We start from the raw sequence: 20,634 nt of genomic DNA, 5'->3' as shown, positions 1-20,634 counted from the left end.
TCCACATTATACATGAGAAGACTGCAGCAACAAGGAGTTTTTTGTACAACCGTACCGGCTCAGAACGCACTGAGCAGCCATCGTCAACCATCGGTTTAAAATATTCGGAGCTCACGCCCTGACCATGCCGCCTTCTTGCGCCATAGAATCCACTTCAAAGATCGGTCAAACATCCGGCGGCCACACGACCTTGATACAGTAGGTTGACACTGTCAAACAGAATGATTCTGTCGCGACAGATTAGGAATTGGAGTACGTGTTCGGGATCGGCCCAGTTTACGTGAAGAGAAGATCGTGAAATTCCGACATGAAGCCGTAATAGAGTGGCGCAAAATCCTTGAGGCTATCAGGGCTGGTTTCTTTCAGGCGCTTGAAAAAAAACACCTGGTGACGAGGATCCAGCTGCTCCAATAGTTGGCCGAGTTTAGCCATGGTAAAGCTGCCCGATGGCACGCTTAAGACGTAATGAACCAAACGCTCCACAAATTGTTCACCTACATAATCACTGGTAATGAGGTCCGCGGGCAACTTGCCGTTCGCCAAATACTCGTGAAAGGCAACTGCCTGAGCAGCAAATGGAATCGACGTAGAAATCTGGCCGGACATTAGTGTTTTATAACAGGAGATCGTGTTGCAATCATCTCACTCTACCCAAGGCTCACTCAGGCGTCAAGCAAGCCGGCCCTTTGTACCTATCCCATAACGGGAAATAATGCACTACACGCTTGAGCGCGAGTGTGCTACTGGACACAAAAAAGCAGGAGGCCCCGGGCGGGACCTCCTGCCTGACTCACGACGCGCGGCCTCGAGATTATAGCCAGGTCACGCGTTCGGCCGGCCGAATGTAGATCGGCTCTTCGACCTGGATGCGCGCCACTTCCTTGCCCGACTTGTTGAACCCCAGCACGGTATCGTTGTACATCTCAAACCGCTTCCCGTGGATCTGGGTCTCAAACACCTTCGGCCCCGGAATGACGTCGTACCGGAAGACGATCTGCTGGCTGGCGCGCCACAACTGCAGCACCGCCAACAGCTCCCGGCTCGGTACCAGATACTTCTCGATGGCGTTGTCCACGCCCGGCCCAAACATCTGCCGCGCATACCCTCGCGGGCTGTGTCGCGGCGGAATGTAGAAGCCGTTGGGCTCGGTGCCCCACTGCGGATACAACGGCAGGGCCACCTGCTCCACCCGAATGGTGAAGTACAGGGGATGCCAGCGATCCTCCGCCCATAGGCCGTCTTCGCCGATCCGCACCAGGCTCTGCATGCGGATCTTCCCCACGCAGGCGCTCATGCAGCGCGTTTCCATCGGCTCGCCGCCCGTCAGCGGATCCTTCCCTTCGATCCGGGGATAGCAGGCAATGCACTTCTCGCTCACCCGCGTGGTGCCCCGGTACATCGGCTTCTTAAACGGACACTGCTCCACACACTTCTTGTACCCGCGGCACCGGTTCTGGTCGATCAGCACGATCCCGTCCTCCGGCCGCTTGTAGATGGCCTTGCGGGGACACGCTGCCAGACACCCCGGATACGTGCAGTGGTTACAGATCCGCTGGAGATAGAAGAAGAACGTTTCATGCTCCGGCAGACTGCTGCCCTGCAGCTTCCACGGTTCATCCCGCGAGAAGCCGGTCTTGTCGATGCCTTCGACGAGGGCTCGCATCGACGTGGCCGTATCCTCGTAGATGTTCACGAACCGCCACTCTTGGTCCGTCGGAATGTAGCCGATCGCCGCCTGGCCGATCTTGGCCCCGGCGTCGAAAATGGTCATCCCTTCGAACACCCCGTACGGCGCATGGTGTTTGCGGCCCACCCGCACGTTCCACACCTGTCCGCCCGGGTTCACTTGCTCGATCAACTGCGTGATCTTCACGTCGTAGAACTGGGGGTACCCGCCGTAGGGCTTGGTCTCCACGTTGTTCCACCACATGTACTCCTGTCCCTTGGAAAACAGCCACGTGGACTTGTCCGCCATCGAGCAGGTCTGGCAGGCCAGACACCGATTGATGTTAAACACGAAGGCGAACTGCCACTTGGGATGCCGCTCCTCATAGGGATAGAGCATCTTACGTCCCAGTTGCCAGTTATATACTTCCGGCATGTGATCTCCTCCTTACAGTGCTGAGGACTGAGTGCTGAGAGGATACCTCTCAGCCCTGTCCTCGTTGCTCAGTCCTTACACCTTGATCTTGATATGTTCACCTCTAAGCCACTTGATCATGAACTCGTTCTCCTGGCCTGGAGTGAACCCGGTCCGCACCGGCTCCCATGGACCACGCGCCCCGATGCCGCCGTCCTCCGCCTTCGTGATGCGGATCAAGCATTCCTTCGGAGTCGTGTTTACCCCGTGGTGATCGATCTGGAAGCCCCACTTGAACTTCCACGCCACCGCATGCTTGCCCGGCAAGCTGTCGGTCATGTGCATCGGCATCAGCCAGCTCCGCGTAAACGACTGCTGGGCGCCATACCGGAAGTTGGACTGATAGCCGGTATCCACGGCAATCGCGCGTCCGTCCGGCCGCGTCTCGTGCCCCTTGACCGACTTCGCCGTCGACACGTACGGGGCGTGCTTGGCCATCGTCACGTGGTACGGATACGACGGGTTGTACTTCGCCCGGATCATCAACCGCGCCACCTTATAGTACGGATCCGAGGGCTTCCAGCCGCGGTACGGCCGGTCCACCGGGTTGCCGTCCACATAGACGTAGTCGCCGTCGTTGATGCCGCGGTCTTTGGCCGCCTGCGGGTTGATGTGCAACTGGTGCTCGCCGACGCCCGGCGTCCGCTTGTCCATCCGGTACGGATCGCCGAAGTTGCTCTCATAAATCTGCACCCAGTCGTTCACCGACCACTGGCTGTGCACCCGATGCCGGGTCTTGGGCGTCACGCAGTAGAACTGGTAGCCCTTCTCCCAGAGCGGATTGCTCTGCCGCTTGATTTCCTGCCACGGCAGCTTCAAGTTCCGCACGTGCTTGTCGTCATGGTGCTGCGCGGTGATCGGAATGCCGTAGTCGTCCGGCCGGACGTACGGATTCGTCGTGAAGATCGCGTTGGGCAGGTACGGGGTCGCCTCCGTCCCTTCGCGATGGACGACGAAGTTCTCGCCGTATTCGATGGCCTCCGGCTCGATCCGGTAGGTCTCGATGCGGCCCGACCGCGTCCACTGCGGCTTGCTCTCGTTCGTCTCCTCCCACAGCGGGTGCCGCGGGTACGTGCGCACCATGACCATCCAGCCCTTCTCCGACTTCAACATCGTATCGACGTTGTAGCCGTAATAGGTGCTGGAGGCATCCAACATGCGCTGCGGATAGACGTCCACCCGGTTCTGATACACGAAGTGGAACACGCCCTTCATGCGCGCATCCCCGGTGATTTCGGTCAACTTCGCCGCCACGCCGGCAAAGGTGTCCGCATCGTTGCGCGTGTCGTACAACGGCCGGATGCCGCCCTTCCAGATCTGCACCCACGGATTGGAGACCGTCATGGTCATTTCCGGATAGGTAAATTCCATCCAGCTGTTGCAGGCAAAGGCCACGTCCGCATGGTTCACGTCCGAGGTCATCTCAATATCCTGCGTGATCAGGCATTCGATATTGGGATCGACGTTCTTGACCATGTCGTAGTGGTGCTTGGAGTTATTGAGCACGTTCACGTTGGTCACCCAGCGGAACTTGCTGGGCGTCGGCATGTGCGTCTTGCCCGTGAAGACCTTGCGGCCATACTTGGGCGTGTTCACGATCAGGGCCGTATCGCCATGGTTCCAGAAGCCCACGTCCTCCCCATAGTAGTAGGACTTGGTCTTGACTTCCTTCCCATGCGCCTTGGCATCTAGGGTCAGATTGAACGGATCTTCGCCGGTATGCACCGCGAGTCCCGCGCCCGACCACGGCGTCGCCGTCCAGCCGCCGGCCTTGTAGTTGCCGGACCAGGTATGGCAGCCCGTGCCGAACTTGCCGATATTGCCGGTCACGGTACAGATCAGCGCCGCGCCGCGTCCGTTCTCGGTCATATGGAAGTAGTGGCACACGCCTTCGCCGTTGTGAATGGCGGCCGGCTTGATCGTCCCAAAGTCCCGTGCCCAGCGCACGATGAGGTCCTTCGGTGACCGGTTGATCTGATGCACCGTATCCAGGTCATAGTCCTGCAAGTGCACCTGGTACAACTGGTAGACCGGCGCCACGTCGACTTCGCGGCCATTGAGCAGCTTCACGCGATAGGTTCCCGTGAGGGCCGCATCGATGCCGCTCTGTTGATAGTGCCACCCCACCTGCTCGCGGTGCAGCGGCACCGCCTGGTTCTTGGTCAGATCCCAGACCATCATGCCACCGAGCCGTTGCACCTGCTCCGGCTTGAGCGACTGCACCATCCCCGAATAGGACTTCGAGAAGTCCGGGAAGGCATAATCCTTGACCACATCCCGCGGATCCAGATACTGCAACGTATCCGTCCGGACCAGGATGGGCATGTCGGTGTAGCCCTTGATGTAATCGATGTCCTGCATGTTCTCGTCGAGAATGATCTTCACCACGCCCAAGAACAAGGAGCAATCCGACTCCGGCCGAATGGGAATCCAGTAGTCCGCGCGGGAAGCGGTGGGATTGTACTCGGGGGTGATCACGACGATCCGGGCCCCGCGTTCAATACACTCCAACTTCCAGTGCGCTTCCGGCATCTTGTTCTCGACGAAGTTCTTGCCCCAGCTCGTATTCAGCTTGCTGAAGCGCATGTCGGAAAGGTCCACGTCGCAGTTCTGCGTGCCGTTCCACCACGGCTGCGACGGGTCTTGGTCGCCGTGCCAGGTGTAATTGGTCCAATACCGCCCCCCCTGCGCCTGCTCGGGCGACACTTTGCGAATCCACGTGTCTAACAAGGGCAATACGCCGCCGTTAAAGCGCGTGTTCATCATCTTGCCGACGATGCCCAGCACCGGCATACCCGCGCGATGCTTGAAGCAGCGCACCCCCGCGCCCTTCATCATCTCGATCATCTCCGGCGGATAGCCCTGCTCGCGCAACCGCCGCGCGCCGGCTTCGCCGCTATACTTGGTCGCAATCAGAATCGCCGCCTTGGCCACATAGGTAAACGCGGTATCCCAGGAGACCCGCACCATGTCGTCCAAGAACCGCGCATCGAACTTATATTTGCGCTTCATTTCCGGCGTCAGCTCCGGCGAGCCGGCGTCCATCCACTCCTTCCAGCCCCGCCGCATCAACGGGCCCTTGAGCCGATATGGGCCGTACACGCGCCGATGGAAGGTATAGCCCTTCAAGCACATCCGCGGATTATGCGCAAACGTGCCGCGGTTGCCGTACAGATCTTCGTACGTCTGGTGATCGTAATTCTGCTCGACCCGCATGACCACGCCGTTGCGCACAAAGGCGCGAATCCGGCAGCCGTGCGTATCGTTGGGGGAGCAGCACCAGGTAAACGACGAATCGTACCGGTACTGGTCGTGATACACCCGCTCCCAGGAGCGGTCCGGGTACTCGCCGAGGGGGTTGCCCACCTCGATGACCGGTTGCAACGCCGTCAGCGCCAGTGCCTTATCGGCAATGGCGGCCGCCGCCACCGTCCCCGCCGAGACCTTTAAAAATTGCCGTCGTGACAAAAACATCCGAACACCTCCTCAGTTGAGTGCTGGCTGTTCCAGCCTAGCCAATGACTGCAAAAAAGAAACTGGAAACCACCTATCACCTCCTCTGCCTAGTATTTGCCGCCTTGAGGTCAACGCCTTTCAGGATGAAGCTATCCCCAAGACAAACGCAGGGAAGATGTGCAATAAGCACACCGTTGGATACTTTTTTGCCATGGACTCTAACAGCATGAAATTACGCATCATTATTAGCGTCGCGTTCTGCGGAACTATCACCAACTCTAGTTACAATGTTAATGTTTGGTAGCGTGTGACTAGAGGGGCTCGTGTATCTCATGGAGATAAAGCAATAAAAACGCAGCAATACAGCTCAAAGACACGCGCTACCAAAACGTAACTGGCGGCCGAGATACTGTTACCGTCAGATACGTCATCCGGCTGATTTACGGAGACTGATTTATGAAGGTGGAAGCAGACATGCGGCTTCCCAGCGACTTGACTTACATGTATTCGATCAGTAAAATCCGCACTCTTTTCATAAGCTAGGGGGCGGGAATAGCTCAGTGGTAGAGCATCGCCTTGCCAAGGCGAGGGTCGCGGGTTCAAATCCCGTTTCCCGCTCCATAATTTTTCACTACTTCTGCTATAGACGCAGTCTCTTCCTTAGGGCCGGTCACGGTTTCAGTCACGGTTCCAGCCTGGGCTAACCCTTCTACCGCCTGCCAAAGGTGGGTGGGTGAGAGATGGGCGTATCGAGCCAGCATAGCCGTAGACTTCCATCCACCCAAGGCCATGATCGTCCGGTCGTTCGCCCCCTGCATTGCTAGACGGCTTGCGAAGGTATGCCTTAGATCGTGGAAGCGGAACGGTGTGAGGTTCGCCTTCTGTACAGCCCTTGTGAAAGCCCGTCTGAGATAACGTGGATCATGGGGGAATACTTGCGTGGTCGAGTCCTGCCCACCAATCAGCTCAGCTAGTACGCTTTGCACAGTGGAGTTCATCGGGACGCGGCGGCTCTCTCCCGCCTTCGTTTCCTGGATTGTGAGAACCCCAGCATTCCAATCGATATCCTTTCGCCCCAACCGCAGTAGCTCTCCTTGTCTAAGCCCTGTGTTGAGGGCCACAAGAACTATGGCATGGAAGCGAAGGGGCAAGGCTTCAAAGAGGGTTTGTTGCTGCTGGGGCGTGAGATAACGGACTAAGACGTTGTTGGCTCTAGGAGGCGTTACGGCGCTGGCAGGGTTAGTCTTCAGCAGTCTAAGCCGCACCCCACGATTAAGCGCAGCCTTTAATACCGTTAAGTACCGGGCGCACGTAGCAGCCTCATACTTGTCAACGTGAAGCTCAGTGAGGACGCGCTCTATTTGCCTCACAGTGATAGTGGCCGCGTCCTGGTCCCCGAACGCTTGAATCCATCTATCAGCGCGTGGCTTGTCATCTCCCTTTCTCTTCCGTCTCGCATCCACTTGGGTGATATAGTCCTTCATCAGTTCGCGGAACGGTACTGGCTTTGTCTTCTCAAAGTACTTCCCCTCTCGCTGCTCCGCCTTCAATCGACCATAGAGGGCCTTCGCCTGTGATTTGGTATCGCATCGAAACCACCGTTCATTGCCATTGAGATGCAGCCGCACCCACCACCCTTCTCTTCCTTTGCGTTTTGTGACGCCTCTGTCTAAGCCACCTAGTCTAGCCATAATGCCTCCCTTCGTTTGTGGCTTATGCTAGCATTTACTTCTATGACAGCACAATGCCTTTGACAAGCATATGAAGCTATGGCATTGTACGCACCTATGGGGCGTCCTAAGCGGAGCGATGATCCGAACGACACCACAGTCCTATACGTGCGCGGCATACCCATTGGCCTTTCACGGAAGGTCCGCGCTGCCGCAGCGTTGGCCGGGGTAGGGGTACCCGGCTATGTCATTGAACTATTGGAGAAGCACGTTGAAGAGCTAGAGCGGAAGGGCATATTGCCGAAGGCAAAATGAGAGTGGTCGTATGAAGCGTTTTGGGATGCTGGCGCACATGGTAAAGGAGCAATCTGTTGTTGTGCTTCATTATATTTGTCGGAACCGCGTTCGTTGCTCTAGGTTTTGGGTGGGTCTTTCATCGTTGGCTGCCTAGCGTCTTCATCCCAGAAATATGGATCGCCGCGCTTTTACTCTTCGTACTGGCTGTCCCCGTAGCCTTGTTTAAATACAGCCCGGTCGGGCGATGGTGTCCGAATCACAACGTCTCTGAAGGACTGGCGGTCTCCCCGCTTCCGCTCTCCATTGAGCAGTACGTTTGTTACCCTAATATCAGTACTTGACGACGGCAAAATGTGAGCGTAATGTGCGGATACGCTCAGCTTCCCTTAACCATTGTGTCTTAGTTTGGTGTTAGGAAGGGGTGGTATGATGCAAACCAAGCTCTACATCACCGGCATTCCGTTTTACGTGACCGAGACAAAACTGCGTGCACTTCTTGCCCCCTGCCACATACAGTCGCTGACTTTCATCCATACGATTCACGGCGATGTTGGCATGGTAGAGCTGACCTCATTAGAAGACGCGCAAAGGGTTACCGCCACTCTTTCTCGTCTTACGCTTGACGATGGCTGCAAACTCTTTGCTGTCCCGCACGATACTCCAGAAGGCCATGCGTTGGAACAATTGGCCGCCCGCATCGCGAAGAAACACGGCTTAGCATCCAAGCCCCATGCTGCGGCATAAAGCCCGCACCCTTCCACCGCTCGGATACTGTATAGCGATGTAGCGTGAATGTGAAGGAGCGGCGAAAGCAATTCCGCCACTCCGCCATTCTTATATTTAAAGGCGATATGGCGAAACTGGTAGTAGAGCCGATTACCTCCAACAAGCCCAATGCCGTCCAAGCCTCCCGTGAGTCGGCTCCACGCCGATTGTAAGCGTCTCCTACTACGATATACTCCATCTCCTTCGACGCCCTTTACGCCTTAGTCATGGCTTAGAGAGAGGATATATGGAGTCGCGCCTATTTGTCCTGAACCTCCCCAACTTTTTCAGCGAGTCGAAGGTGCACGAGGTACTGAAAGGGTGCCGCGTGGCATCAGTTCGGTTCGCCCGGACGGCTCACGGCGTTCTGGCTTGCATACAGACGATGTCTGAAGACGACCTAACAAAGGCTGAGACGATTCTTGGTGCCTTAAAACTGCCCGCTCCGCTGAGCATTGTACGTAGCAATACACTGATAGGACAAAGGCTAGACGAGACGCTGCTCGACCCAATCCAAGGCACACAGACCGCATCATATAGTGATGTAACCTGAATGGTATCGTCCGGGAAGACGGCGGCACCAAGCCGCCGCCTCTCACCGGCCCGTATAAGGTTAGGTTAAGTCATATCACCCGCCATCTCTCTCCATAGATCATCGCGGCATTCATTCACTAAAGTCCCCCCAGGGGTGTCAGGGATTTCTGCTTGTGGCCCGTCTTTTTCGCCTAAAAGTACCTCTGAAATGGATGTTAAACCGCTACCCTGGGGGCAGTTTGGCGAATCGTCATGGGTTTCTGACTCCAAATCCCCAAGGTGGTCTATCCCGTCTGAACGAGACATAATGGCCTTCTCTATTTCGGCGTGGGGGCTGTATTGCCCGCTCTCGTCATCTTTGGTTATGAGGTTTAATGCTTGAAGTTCCTTCAGCCATTCATGGGCAGTAGAAGACCCTTTGCCCAGTTCACGCTGTATATCCTTGCTCGTTAAGCGGCCTCCATACAGGGGGAAGAGGGGGACGATTTTAGAGCGGTCATGCAACATCGACGAGAGCACCACTCTCCGAACGATTTGAAGTTCATGGTCTGTGACCCTGTCTCGACCGTGAATTCTGGCTAATGCCCGTGCAAGGGTGCGAAGCTGTTGTACAGCGCGAAAGGGTTCCTCAATCTGAACATCAGTGACTTCATAGAGATGCGTCTCTAGCCCGGTTCTTTCGTCAAGGCGTGTCGTTTTTTCCGTGAGGATCAACCCTCGTCCACGCGCCAGCAAGACGGCTAGTTGGTTCAGGGCCTGTCGTTGTTCTGCGGTTTCACTCAAAAGGCTCGTCGGGTTTTGCATGACATCCAGTACGTGGTCCTGTACGGCATTTCGTAGTGCAGCAACCGTCCCGTCTTGCCCATTCTCATTCCATAACATATCGAAGCCTTCCTGCCGTTGATCCTCTTCAAGGGGAGGCACCCGGTAAAACAGAAAGCGACTGCCGATCATTGACATATACCGCTGATGTTGACGAAGGGCATAGGGCGTCACACAGGCGATCATTGAGAAGACACTCTCAGAACGCAGTACCCCGACCGTTCCGGTAGCCTTGATATACTCACCGTCATATATCGATTGCAGCTCACCTAAAAGCTTCTTGATCTTGTCTTCCCTCAATGAAAAGAGCGTCGTGAGATCCTTGATTAACAGGCACTGTCCATTGATCTCATCGAGAAACTGCTTTTCCAGCTTCTTCCCCTCGCTAACATACCCGCTCAGAAAGCTGTTCTCAGTCATGGTATCCACGAAATACACCCCCGGCACCCCTTTGAGCGCGAAGATGCCCTCCGTTTTTCCGGATGATGGGTTGCCAGCAATCATGATCCATACCGGGCATGCATGCTCCTGACGGCAGAGGGGAAGACTGGTGGCTGTTGCAAGCCCCAATTCCACCATATCGTGGCTATAGGGCGAACTCGTCGTTTGTCCGAGAAGATGGTGGATTTGGGAGAGCCGTGCGCCTTTCGTGTTCACTACTACCTCCTTGTAAAATGTTATACGGACAGTGGTATCTGTCGCACCCGCTCTAACCGGCTCAATACGTCCTTCATCGTATGGAGGGCGGTCTCTCAACTCAGGCTTTTGCGTTTGCATTGCCGTTCGGCAGATTTTTCAAATGCGTCGCTAGTTCGTCGGGCAGCACAACGAGCTTGCGGCCCAGCCGCCGGGATGGAATGACCCCTTGCTCAAGGAGCCGACGAGCCGACGACACCTTGCAGCCCAACAGGCGGGCCACATCGGAGACGTGGTAGATGAGCGGTTCTGTTGCAGCAGCCATGAGAAACCTCCTATGGTGATGCGCCGTATGCATGGCGCGGGTTTGGAATTGCGCAGATTGGTCCGATCTGCGCCGTTCACCGGAAGCATACGAAGAACCTCCGTTTCCGTACGGCTTCCCTTCGATAACTTGTTATAAATGCCTGTCCGGCGCGGTCTTTCGCGCCCACTTAGGCGTTACGGCGTCACTGCTTGCGTATGACTCTCAAATCGGCCACATCGGCCCTCCTTTCGGCGTCTGTTGAGTTTTTGGGTAGGCGTCGGGGAGTACGTCGGAATTTATTTCCCGTACGGCCCCTGAGGGCTGAATGATCGATACGGTCTGGTTTTGGGCGAAATGTAGCCTGAAGATTCAGAATTGGAGGTAGCAGCGGGATGGAAGGACGCCAATTGATCGTGAGGCGGAAAGACGGCCTGGGACGACGGGGCTATGGATCACCGTGCCTTCTGGTGCGCATCGTCTCCCCAATCCAGACGAGCGGACCTTTGCGGACTCGGTATGATTGGTATTGCCAAACACTGTCGGCAGATCGGCGGCTGGGCGATGATCTCGGCTTGTGCACTCACATCGTCCACACTGGATGCCGTCCAACCGTCAGTCACAATGGCTTTCATAGAGCGTCCATGTCAGAGGCGTCCGGCAATAAGCGTACTTCGCACGCCGAACCTATTTCCCGTCGCAGCAACCGCCATTTGAGGGGGGGACTCACCCGCCGTCATGGTTTGTAATGGATGGCTGTGTGATCTGCCGTATGGTGTCTAAAGGATATCGGCGATGAGCCGCTGATGATCCTAAGGGATGGCTGTACGAGGGGTCACAAAATGTGGATTCTCCGGCATTAGCATGCTAGGGTGTTTTGATTATACTCACGACTAAGGGAGGCCCCGATGCAGCTTGAACTCACTACGGACCAAGCCCGCGTTCTTACCGTCCTCACTGAATACACAGTGAAGCATCCTGATATCCTGAAGGCGGTCTATGCGGGATACGAGAACGACATGAAGACGTTTCAAGGAATTGCGGGACAGCTCCGGGCAAAGTACCAGATGGAGAAGTAAAAGGAGGCTCTATGGGCATACCGATTGGTGAATGGAGTGGTAGCGCAGCAACGGAGGCCCTCCATCAAACGATGAAAGAGTTCAATCAAGAAGCCGCCAAACAAGGAGCTACGATGGTATGGCTGAGTTATGCTATGACGCTTTTTAGCGTTTGCCTAACTTGTTGCCTCTGGCGTGCAGATTTGGATTGCGCTCCGAGCCTGTTAAGACCGTGAAGTGTGCTGCACCCCATCGAAACGAGCTATACCATGAAGACCCACTCTCTCTGAATTGACATCAAGGTTTCCGAATACATCGTTTAGAACACACTCCCCATCATGACTTCTTGTCACGCCTCTAGGCCCGCCACGGTTTGATCTTTCAATAGTCTGGCATATAAGTATTTTACCCTAAGTCATTTAGCTTGTTAAGGCTAAGTGGGACGGACTGCCCTGTCCCTGACATTGTATCGACCTTAGCTCTGCACTTTGATGCAAATTCTACTCGACACGAACATCATCATCCCCTTGGAGGACTCGGCGCGTGTCCTAAACGATAGTCTTGCAAACTTGTTTCGCATTTCCACCCAACACGGTCATCGGCTGATCGTGCATCCCGCCTCGTATAGAGACATTGAAAGGGACCGTAACCTACAGCGTCGGGAAATCAGCTTGTCCAGGATCACCAAATACACGACTTTAGACCCACCTCTACCGAGAGAAGGAGAACTGGCATCACTTGGACTTTGCGAACGTGATGACAACGACCGAGCCGACAACGAGATGCTTTATGCTCTTTATCGTAGCGCGGCTAATATTCTCGTATCTGAGGATCGACAACTTCACAAAAAAGCAGCTCTTCTAGGAATCCAAGGTCGTGTTCACTATATCCAGCAGGCCACATCCTTCCTTGAAAGCCTGCATACAAGGGTAGGCGTAGCTCTGCCAAGCATTGAAGAGGTCGAACTACACAGGATCGATTTGACCCACACATTTTTCGACTCGCTACGCCAAGGATATGACGGTTTCGATGACTGGTATAAAGACAAGGCCCGGTTAGGCAGAACAGCGTGGGTTTATTGGGATGACTCAGGCAATCCGGGTGCCGTATTAATCTTTAAAGAAGAACAAGACGCCATTATCACTGATGACAATCGAGCGTTACGTGGGAAGGTATTGAAACTATGCACATTCAAAGTCGCGGAGCATGTCAGAGGCCGAAAACTGGGTGAGCTTCTATTAAAGGCGGCTTTTAGATACGGCTCTAGCAATGGAATCGAGAGCATATACATTACCATGACAGCAGGAAAACACGACTATTTAGAAGACCTCTGCAAGGACTTCGGATTCACGCCATTTGGATCGTATAAAGGTGATAGTGTTTTTGTAAAAGCGCATCCTATTTCTCCACCGAACGTCATACTACCACCCCTTGAATACCATACACGCTATTATCCTCATTTCCTCTGCGGTGAAAAAGTCAGCAAATACCTTGTCCCAATACAGCCTGAGTTCCATGCAATGTTATTCCCTGACGCACAAGTTCAGTCCATGCTGTTTGTTGCTTCCACCGCAGGACATGCCATCAAACAGGCGTATTTATGCCATGCGAACATTGGGACCATCCGAAGTGGTGATGTGTTGTTCTTTTATCGATCTAAGGACGTCCAAGCAATAACCAGCGTAGGTATAGTTGAGTTGGTAGAAGAACATGCTGAGCAAGACAAGATTTTGCAACTGGTATCAAAACGCACTGTCTATAGCTATGAAGAAATAGCCAGCATGGCCGGAAGAAAGACGAAGGTAATTTTATTTCGACTAGCAGTTCATCTTCCTATCGCCATCCCGTATAGTTGGCTAAAAGACCAGGGGGTTGTTAATGGTCCGATACAAACAATCAGGGGAATCACCCACGATTCCTTTAAGAAGATTTTCCGCAAATGGGGAATCAGTAATTGTCTTCTTACCAGTTAAGCCAGTGTATGCCAATTTGATACTAAGCGGTGGTAAACGATATGAGTTCCGAAGGTCAAGGTTTCGGCATAACGTAACCCACTTAGTACTGTATTCCACCTCGCCAGTTAAACGGATAGTGGGAGTGGCGAGGGTTAATAATGTATCGGTGGGTTCTTTATCTGGCACATGGAGGTTGGCGAGAGGCAGGGCGGGGATACCAAGAAAAGTATTTAATGAGTACTATGCGGGGACTGAAGTGGCTGTAGCCCTATCCCTCAGCTACGTTAAGAAGCTAGCAAAAGAGCTGCAACCTGCTCAGATAAGAGATGGGTTCAGAGTTCCTCAATCTTTCTCTTATGTAGATACAAACTTTTACAAGCAAGTATTGAATGAGGGATTTCCTGCCACGTCTACAAACCCTTAGCCATGCATCCTGACCGCCTACATTCCTTGATATACGGCGCGTTCCTTCGACTCGCAACCACAACAGCGAAACAGCATTCAACTAACGGCCAATGTTCCTATCAAAGCCTTTATGGTACCGCTCCCTCAATACGTATCTGTGTGAGAGCAAGGAGCGATGGCGAATAAACTAGATCAAAAGGAAGTCGTGACCCTGGACGAACTGGCGTTTTGTAATGCATGGGAGTTGGAAGCCTCGTTGAAGTGCTGACCGCGAAGGGCGTCATTACGAAGCGTGAAGTGTTGGACATGCTAAAGGAGCTTCGCCGCCGCAATCCCACTGCTGTGGCACCATACAGTCAACCCGAACAAGACGGACATCCTCGTAAAGCATATCCTTTTCAATTCCACCGGCCTGACGGCGCAGCAAGCCAAAGATGTTCTCCCACATCTCCAAGTTCTCATTGAGATCGGCGAGCGTGTCGCTCACGGGAAAACGACACATTCACAATCATGGAAACTCCACACGCTTATGCCTGCCGCTACCCTGTCCCGGTGACTTTTGCGTCAGATGAATTTGCCGCTTCATGACGGCTGCCAATTGTTAACGGTTTTTATAAGTCAGGCTCTCTTCATCTTGCAATTCCATACGCAGTAAAGCCGTTATAAGCTCTGCAATAGCAGGAAGCGCCTGCGGGTATTCCTTGAAGAGGGCAGACTCCATAGTTCGTTGCACACATAGTAGCCGTCTTTGAATAGGAATATGGTGAAGCGGGCGTCGGGGGCGCGGCGTTATTACTGCCCTTGTCATTACCCTTGAATAGCTCTTGCCCCAGCCCTTTCCCCAGTTCACCCATAAACGCATTTATCAACTCGTCCCAAGGTCCCTTCTCTTTAGATTCCTCCGCTGGGGAAGGCTCAGAATTCGTGCACATCTGATCTACCCTATCCGGCGTGTAGCCTTGCTTACCTAAGTTGATGCGTTGGTCGATAGTGCAGCTAGTTGAGCCTTCGGAATAAAAGAGAACGACGAAAGAACCAACGAGGGTAAAAACTATTGCGGCTAACGTGGCCTTTCTCATGTTTGCCTCCCCAGTGGAAAAGGGTGGATACACTCAATAGCCATTGGCTAGTTCAAATGCCTTGTATGCAATCCCATTACCCTTACCCGCTCTGTGTATGTGATTGTTCGGAATCAGATAATTAGAGCGAGCACGTTTCATAAAATTTCGGTGTATCTATCTGTGCTGATGTCTCTATCAAAATAGATACTCAACGCATCGGGATTGAAGCTCGATTGTGTCGTGAAAGGCGATATGGCCGGTTGCCCGTAACTACGTCCGACTTCACGTCCTGATGCGCGATGAAGAACGACGTCTTGAAGTGGGACTCGCAAAAGTCTGGTCGGCAGAGCCGCGACGATTTGGGGTGGAGTTTCTAAAGCTCCGCAATGGGCAGCAGGTCAGGGTAGGGCATCTATATCAGGTGTTGCAGGCAGTGCCGTGAGCTTAGTCAACCGACATCTCAAACGTGCCAACGACTTTGGTTCCCCGATAGAGTGCTACCTCTGTAAAGGGCAACACTAATTGCAGCAGACGTGGCAAGGCGACTGCTTCAATCGAGCAAACAGTGTCAGTCTCTTTGGGACATGCGCTGTGACGGCGAATTGGTGGGCAAGGTCGGCATCCTCCGCTAGCCGTAAGGCTATGCAGGGGTTAGGCTTACCCTATGGCACTTCCTCAGATACTGCTCGTCGATGATGATCCAGAGTGCTTGATCGCCTTATCCCATCGTCTGCGGTTCGCGTTTCGGGGACAGTCCCTCGCCGTAGATGTCGCTGATTGTGCGGCGAGCGGCCTCATTGCCGCTAAGACCGCTCGCTACGACGCCGTTATTGTCGATATCGTCATGCCAGGGACCAACGGATTCACGTTCGCAGAACAGCTTCGGCGCACCCAGCCGGGCATTCCCATCATTATGATAACCGGCTGGGACGTGAAGAGCGGTCAAGAACAAGCCGAGCGTCTCGGATTAGTCGCCTGTCTATCGAAGCCCATTGAGTTCTCCGTGCTGTGTACGGCTGTGAAAGGGCTGTTAGAACACAAGTATGACAGCCCACGTTAACGCGCCGTTCGGTCCTGGCCGCACAGCGTGCGGCATACTCGCTATTAGACAGGGAATGAAGAGATGGAGAACTATTCCAGGCGAGAGCAAGAATGCCGATCCGGCGAGCTAGAGTCGTGGCATGAGGAACCCTGTCCCAGCACACGGCCTGTGATGCCGTTGGTCTCAACTACGATGGCAGGCGGATACGGGATCACCGTGTGATGGGTCAATGCGTCCACAGCGTCGCTTACAATTCTCGCCATTTCTTGCTGCGGAATATCAAGGGCGTCCCATTGGTTCGGGACGCCGACATAGGGCGACCAGGGCTTGCCCGCTAAGGTGGCGAGGTCCATCACCATCACAGCCCCATACCAAACGTGGTCCCCTTCGACATCCAACAGCAGGCCCTTGTGCGGATGATGCAACACGGCGGCTTGGCAGAACACCCGCCATCTTGTCCCTGTTCGGCAGGATGTGCGAACGCCTTCAAGCGCGGTCAGAGAACAGACACAATAGTCAGGATAGGCGGACGCCAAAACCCTGAGATAGCGTTCTCGGTCTGGACGATGCTGCGGGTCAGCAGCCGGTATGCGATGAAAGTCTTCATCCGATGCAGGTGCACAGGGCTTATAGGTGAGCTGCGCTCTCTTGAGAAACTCGGTCTCTACCCCCGATTGAACCGCGATGAGGTCACGGCGGGGGCTTATCCAGACAACGGTTCCCCGTTGGACTGTGCGTGTTGTAGGAGACCAATACTCGATGCGTTGCTTTAGACCAATGCTCTTCATGTCCATACCGGCTCGGAACTCCACTCTCTCGAGATCGTTGGGCATTGGATCGATAGCGTTGGCAGACCGATCATCACGCGGCGTAGCGTTCACGGTATTGAGGGTATTCATCCGATACCAAGTCGAACAGCAGTCGGTCCATGACCGTTCCATTGACAATGTGACAGGCCCGTTGCTTGCCGATGTAGCGAAACCCATTCTTTTCTAACACACGGATGGAAGGATGGTTGGCTTCGACGGCCCACGCACTGATTGCGCGGAGGCTAAGCTCATTGAAGCCTATCGCTAACAGCCGCGACACCGCCGCAGTGGTGTGACGTTGATTGGCGACCCCTTTATCGCCTAACACATACCACAGTAGGGCCGTCTTGAAGTGTGTATCGATATTGCTGAACCCAACTAGCCATAGAGCCTCAAGTGGTGCTTCTCACTCTGGCTCATCAGCTTCAACAAACCGGGCGATAGAATCTGAATGCCATTGCCGAAATCTAGCCACTGGTAATTCTCGCTTTGGCTTAGCCATCCGGCGACCAGACTAATATCGGAACTTTCTAATGGTCTCAACTCCATGCTGTACGCCTCCCTGTAGCACGTTTGTAAACAATAGTCTTATATAGTTCGGGGTATGCCTGAAACATCAGCCAGGGACAATGCGAGAGGTCGGAGGCCACGCAGATCAGCCGTGCACTTCACTGACGTGGATCACGCTACGCGACAGCGCATAGGGGTATGCTGAGAAGGATGGTTATGTGATGCCGGTCAACCTGGCAAAAATCTCAGGGTGTGTGTACCTGGCACTCTTTATCCTAGTTTTAAGCGAGAAAGAGAGAGACGCAAGCACACACCCCCGGAAAACTGCCAGGTTCAGGCTCGGCAGGACCCTGGCGATGGGAGAAGGACATAGTACAATGGTTTTGCCGTCCCTACGATAGTCTGCAAGCTTTCTTCGCTGCAACCGGTACCTTGACTTGCCGAATCAGCTCACCTATAAGCATACCGAAGTAAGGGCGACAATGGCGTCACCTTTACGGAGACTCTGATCTTCAGGACAATGGCGTCCTTTATGGTTCATGGTGGACCGGAAGGACGTTGTGTGTCTCCATCCCTCCGGCTGTTTCACCCGCACATTGCTATCGTTTATTTCATCAAGCTGGCCTAACAGGACCATTCTTGAGCGGGACCTATGGTTCGTGTCCTCCTAGCCGTTAGGCATCACTCGCTTCGTGCCGCCCTGCGGGAACACTTACGGGCGAATAAGGTTCTGTGCGAAGACGCGGCCAGCGCGGAGGAATTGTGGGACCAACTGCGGCTCCACGAATGGGATGTCCTTATTCTTGATCTCCGTCTTCCTCAGCACACCAAATTGCAAACTATGCAAACGATCCAGGGCCGCTATCCGAATCTGCCCATCCTGGTCGTTTCCTTTGCGGTGGATATTCCTACGCGCTCTTGGCAACGTGCCGGGGCAGCTGGGTTTGTTTCCAAGGCTCGCCTCAGCACTGAACTCATTGAGGCGGTCAGGGTTATCAGTCAGGGCGGGATGTATTTTTCTAGCGAGGGGCCAGAGGGAAAGATACGCTGAGGCGCGTCCCTTCAGTCGGTGTACTCTCGATCAACAATTCGCCTCCGAGTGTCCGCGCTCGCTCTTCCATGCCTCGTATCCCAAAGCTCTCTGCGGCTCTCAGGCGAAGTGGATCAATCCCAATCCCATTGTCGTGAACTGCTAGGAAGCCCTGTCCCCCACGCCGTTGCACGGTCACTTCAGCGGTTGTGGCACGGGAGTGTCGCGCAATGTTCGCCAACGCTTCCCGTACGATCAGCACCACTAATACTTCGCGCTCAGCGTCCAGGTCTAGCGGTTCACAGCGTCGGTCACATTGAATCCCTGTACGATGACTAAATACCTCACAGTCCTCTTCTAGCGTCGCAATCACACCGACTTCTGCAAGTCCAGCGGGGTTGAGTACAAACACCTCTTCTTGGACCGCTCGCATCGCACCATCAAGCTCTGGGATCAACGAATCCACAGTGGTTTGAAGCCAGGCCTGCTTGGCCGGATCAAGAGGTTCCCGGAGAGTCTGTTGAATGCGGGTAAGTTGTAGCTTGGCAAGCGTGAGCGTTTGCCCGATATGATCGTGCAGGTACAAGGCCAGTCGGTGGCGTTCCTCTGCCCGCGCTCTTTCAGTCGAGTCGTCTGGGTTCAGACCCTTGCCGTGCATGGTGTGACTCTAACTACGTTGTATGCTAACCCGGTTCGGACTTAGCCAATTATCCGCACTTTAGGCCGCATAATGGTCCGCAGACATCTGACATGGCCGCTTGAATATACATGCTTTTTAAGAGCCATAGTAGGTGCAAGGGCACCTAGTAAAGTGGTATGTATTAGGTGTATATACCTTACGTTGTTAACGAAAAGGATTACGGAATGCACGGCCGGCTCATGATCGTAGACGATGACTGTCTCGCCTTGGATTGCCTTGCCGCGCTGCTGTGCCGCCATTTTCCTGCGGCATCGATTGACAGCTTCAATGACCCTCGACCGGCCCTTCGTGCCATCCAACAGGCATCGTTTGATGTTGTGCTGACTGACGTTAATATGCCCGGCATGAACGGTCTCGGTTTACTGCGAGCGGCACGGGAAGCTGGATCGGAAGCATCATTCATCCTCATGACGGGAGACAGCACAGACGACATGCTGACAGAAGGCTTGCGTCTGGGCATGTTTGCATTAGTCAATAAGCCGCTGAACCGCGCCACATTCATCCCACTCGTCCAGCAGGCCATTGAATGCTATCGTCTCCGGCAGGAAGTTGCTGAGCTGCGGCGGACGGTCGTCGAGTCGGGGCGAGAATTGGGGTACTTCATGCGAAGCCTCGTCGCGGAGACGGAGGAAATATTTCAGGCGCCGTTGCCCTATTATTGACGTTACGCTTATCCGCTCCTTTCGTAATTCCGTATCGCCCGCCTGGATGTTTAAAGCGAACAGCCTATGAGTAGGCCGCCTTAGGACAGCTATACTGCTCCCTTCTCTGTAAGCGGTTCTCATGTCTGACGGATAGTGGTAGGCCCGAAGGGACCGTATGCTCTGTACATGGGACACGCTACGACCATGCCGCGTTTGCTCCTCATCGATGATGATCGAGATTGCTTAACCGCGCTGTCCAATCGCTTGCGCTTCACATTCAGAGATCGAGGTGTGGAAGTAGACATAGCGGATTCTGCCGCCACTGGATTGATTTTGGCTCATGCGGCTCCGTACGATGCCATTATCCTGGATGTCGTCATGCCCGGCATCAACGGCCTAAAGTTTGTGGAACAACTGCGGCGCACCCAGCCCCATATCCCTATTATTCTGATGAGCGGATGGAACATCAAAAGCTGTGAAGAGCAGGCTGCCCGTCTGCGCCTCATGGCCTGCCTTCCCAAACCGATTGACTTCTCTCAGCTACGGACACTTCTACACGAAGCCTTGGGCGAGGATAAGGAAGCTGATTCAGTCCAACGAGTGGTGCACCATCAGCCTCGCCAGGTACGGTCACTTCAATCTCACGCGCCCCAGCATCGCTAGGGAACGGTCTAGGTAACCAGCCTGCGCCCATAAATTCACGGATGAACTATCCTTAGTCCAGGCACTGAATCTAAAACTTCCCCATCTTTTGTAGGACGATTTATTCTTCCCTGTAAGCAAGACCGCTTCTTCT

19 protein-coding genes, 1 tRNA gene and 1 pseudogene are annotated in these 20,634 nt (G+C 54.2%); 10 read left to right on the top strand and 11 right to left on the bottom strand.

The window, feature by feature from the left end; all coding sequences use genetic code 11:
- Positions 1-276: 276 nt before the first annotated feature.
- From ACWHYZ_RS01815 to ACWHYZ_RS01805, 3 genes are all read right to left on the bottom strand, one after another.
- Positions 277-606, bottom strand: coding sequence for a hypothetical protein (locus ACWHYZ_RS01815; protein ID WP_447985593.1), 330 nt, complete (start codon positions 604-606; stop codon positions 277-279).
- 205 nt (positions 607-811) lie between these two features.
- The gene (locus ACWHYZ_RS01810; RefSeq protein ID WP_447984456.1) at positions 812-2,101 is read right to left on the bottom strand and encodes a 4Fe-4S dicluster domain-containing protein; all 1,290 of its coding nucleotides are present in this window, start codon (positions 2,099-2,101) and stop codon (positions 812-814) included.
- Between the two features lie 75 nt (positions 2,102-2,176).
- A complete protein-coding gene (locus ACWHYZ_RS01805; RefSeq protein ID WP_447985592.1) occupies positions 2,177-5,614 on the bottom strand; it encodes a molybdopterin-dependent oxidoreductase in 3,438 nt (1,145 codons plus the stop codon).
- 528 nt (positions 5,615-6,142) lie between these two features.
- Here ACWHYZ_RS01805 and ACWHYZ_RS01800 point away from each other — a divergent pair.
- Positions 6,143-6,217 (top strand) — tRNA-Gly (locus tag ACWHYZ_RS01800).
- Here ACWHYZ_RS01800 and ACWHYZ_RS01795 read toward each other — a convergent pair.
- Positions 6,196-7,287, bottom strand: a complete 1,092-nt coding sequence (locus ACWHYZ_RS01795) for a tyrosine-type recombinase/integrase (protein WP_447985591.1) — start codon at positions 7,285-7,287, stop codon at positions 6,196-6,198. The two genes, ACWHYZ_RS01800 and ACWHYZ_RS01795, sit on opposite strands and share 22 nt — an antisense overlap.
- A 78-nt stretch (positions 7,288-7,365) precedes the next feature.
- Here ACWHYZ_RS01795 and ACWHYZ_RS01790 point away from each other — a divergent pair, with 78 nt between their 5' ends.
- Together ACWHYZ_RS01790 and ACWHYZ_RS01785 are read left to right on the top strand one after the other, a co-directional pair.
- Positions 7,366-7,581 carry a hypothetical protein gene (locus ACWHYZ_RS01790; protein WP_447985590.1) on the top strand — a complete coding sequence of 72 codons (216 nt, stop codon included), beginning with the start codon at positions 7,366-7,368 and terminating at the stop codon, positions 7,579-7,581.
- A 408-nt stretch (positions 7,582-7,989) separates the two neighbouring features.
- The gene (locus ACWHYZ_RS01785; protein ID WP_447985589.1) at positions 7,990-8,307 is read left to right on the top strand and encodes an RNA recognition motif domain-containing protein; all 318 of its coding nucleotides are present in this window, start codon (positions 7,990-7,992) and stop codon (positions 8,305-8,307) included.
- Positions 8,308-8,946: 639 nt separating this feature from the next.
- On the opposite strand, the gene ACWHYZ_RS01780 is transcribed toward ACWHYZ_RS01785, so the two are convergent.
- Positions 8,947-10,341, bottom strand: a complete 1,395-nt coding sequence (locus ACWHYZ_RS01780; protein ID WP_447985588.1) for a hypothetical protein — start codon at positions 10,339-10,341, stop codon at positions 8,947-8,949.
- 100 nt (positions 10,342-10,441) lie between these two features.
- Complete coding sequence (locus ACWHYZ_RS01775; protein WP_447985587.1) at positions 10,442-10,645, bottom strand: helix-turn-helix domain-containing protein; 204 nt, start codon at positions 10,643-10,645, stop codon at positions 10,442-10,444.
- A gap of 887 nt (positions 10,646-11,532) precedes the next feature.
- Here ACWHYZ_RS01775 and ACWHYZ_RS01770 point away from each other — a divergent pair.
- The 3 genes from ACWHYZ_RS01770 to ACWHYZ_RS01760 all read left to right on the top strand — a co-directional run bounded on the left by ACWHYZ_RS01770 (position 11,533) and on the right by ACWHYZ_RS01760 (position 14,061).
- The gene (locus tag ACWHYZ_RS01770; RefSeq protein WP_447985586.1) at positions 11,533-11,703 is read left to right on the top strand and encodes a hypothetical protein; all 171 of its coding nucleotides are present in this window, start codon (positions 11,533-11,535) and stop codon (positions 11,701-11,703) included.
- Between the two features lie 470 nt (positions 11,704-12,173).
- Positions 12,174-13,655 carry a GNAT family N-acetyltransferase gene (locus ACWHYZ_RS01765; RefSeq protein WP_447985585.1) on the top strand — a complete coding sequence of 494 codons (1,482 nt, stop codon included), beginning with the start codon at positions 12,174-12,176 and terminating at the stop codon, positions 13,653-13,655.
- Positions 13,561-14,061: an ASCH domain-containing protein gene (locus ACWHYZ_RS01760; protein WP_447985584.1), complete on the top strand. Its 501-nt coding sequence runs from the start codon at positions 13,561-13,563 to the stop codon at positions 14,059-14,061. Before ACWHYZ_RS01765 ends, ACWHYZ_RS01760 begins: the two co-directional genes overlap by 95 nt.
- A 610-nt stretch (positions 14,062-14,671) precedes the next feature.
- On the opposite strand, the gene ACWHYZ_RS01755 is transcribed toward ACWHYZ_RS01760, so the two are convergent.
- A complete protein-coding gene (locus tag ACWHYZ_RS01755) occupies positions 14,672-15,121 on the bottom strand; it encodes a hypothetical protein (RefSeq protein ID WP_447985583.1) in 450 nt (149 codons plus the stop codon).
- 646 nt (positions 15,122-15,767) lie between these two features.
- Between ACWHYZ_RS01755 and ACWHYZ_RS01750 the strand changes: the two genes are divergently transcribed.
- Positions 15,768-16,163 carry a response regulator transcription factor gene (locus ACWHYZ_RS01750; protein WP_447985582.1) on the top strand — a complete coding sequence of 132 codons (396 nt, stop codon included), beginning with the start codon at positions 15,768-15,770 and terminating at the stop codon, positions 16,161-16,163.
- Between the two features lie 71 nt (positions 16,164-16,234).
- Here the strand turns inward: ACWHYZ_RS01750 and ACWHYZ_RS01745 are convergent, their stop codons facing one another.
- The 3 genes and pseudogenes from ACWHYZ_RS01745 to ACWHYZ_RS01735 form a co-directional block, all read right to left on the bottom strand.
- Positions 16,235-17,044, bottom strand: coding sequence for a hypothetical protein (locus tag ACWHYZ_RS01745; protein ID WP_447985581.1), 810 nt, complete (start codon positions 17,042-17,044; stop codon positions 16,235-16,237).
- Positions 17,007-17,321, bottom strand: a pseudogene (locus ACWHYZ_RS01740) (GNAT family N-acetyltransferase); the annotation flags it as partial. The pseudogene ACWHYZ_RS01740 and the gene ACWHYZ_RS01745, both read right to left, overlap by 38 nt.
- Positions 17,322-17,332: 11 nt before the next feature.
- The gene (locus ACWHYZ_RS01735; protein WP_447985580.1) at positions 17,333-17,503 is read right to left on the bottom strand and encodes a hypothetical protein; all 171 of its coding nucleotides are present in this window, start codon (positions 17,501-17,503) and stop codon (positions 17,333-17,335) included.
- A 613-nt stretch (positions 17,504-18,116) separates the two neighbouring features.
- On the opposite strand from ACWHYZ_RS01735, the gene ACWHYZ_RS01730 reads away from it, so the two are divergent.
- Positions 18,117-18,515, top strand: a complete 399-nt coding sequence (locus tag ACWHYZ_RS01730; protein WP_447985579.1) for a response regulator — start codon at positions 18,117-18,119, stop codon at positions 18,513-18,515.
- Here the strand turns inward: ACWHYZ_RS01730 and ACWHYZ_RS01725 are convergent.
- Positions 18,484-19,152 (bottom strand): sensor histidine kinase, encoded by a 669-nt coding sequence (locus ACWHYZ_RS01725; protein ID WP_447985578.1) that lies wholly within the window; start codon positions 19,150-19,152, stop codon positions 18,484-18,486. The two genes, ACWHYZ_RS01730 and ACWHYZ_RS01725, sit on opposite strands and share 32 nt — an antisense overlap.
- A gap of 206 nt (positions 19,153-19,358) precedes the next feature.
- On the opposite strand from ACWHYZ_RS01725, the gene ACWHYZ_RS01720 reads away from it, so the two are divergent.
- Positions 19,359-19,856 carry a response regulator gene (locus tag ACWHYZ_RS01720; protein WP_447985577.1) on the top strand — a complete coding sequence of 166 codons (498 nt, stop codon included), beginning with the start codon at positions 19,359-19,361 and terminating at the stop codon, positions 19,854-19,856.
- Between the two features lie 168 nt (positions 19,857-20,024).
- Complete coding sequence (locus ACWHYZ_RS01715; RefSeq protein WP_447985576.1) at positions 20,025-20,501, top strand: response regulator; 477 nt, start codon at positions 20,025-20,027, stop codon at positions 20,499-20,501.
- Positions 20,502-20,634: the final 133 nt, after the last annotated feature.

The organism is Nitrospira sp. Nam74 (assembly GCF_965152615.1).
Note: the sequence above shows the minus strand (reverse complement) of the source record. Positions and strands in the feature narration are given on the sequence as shown.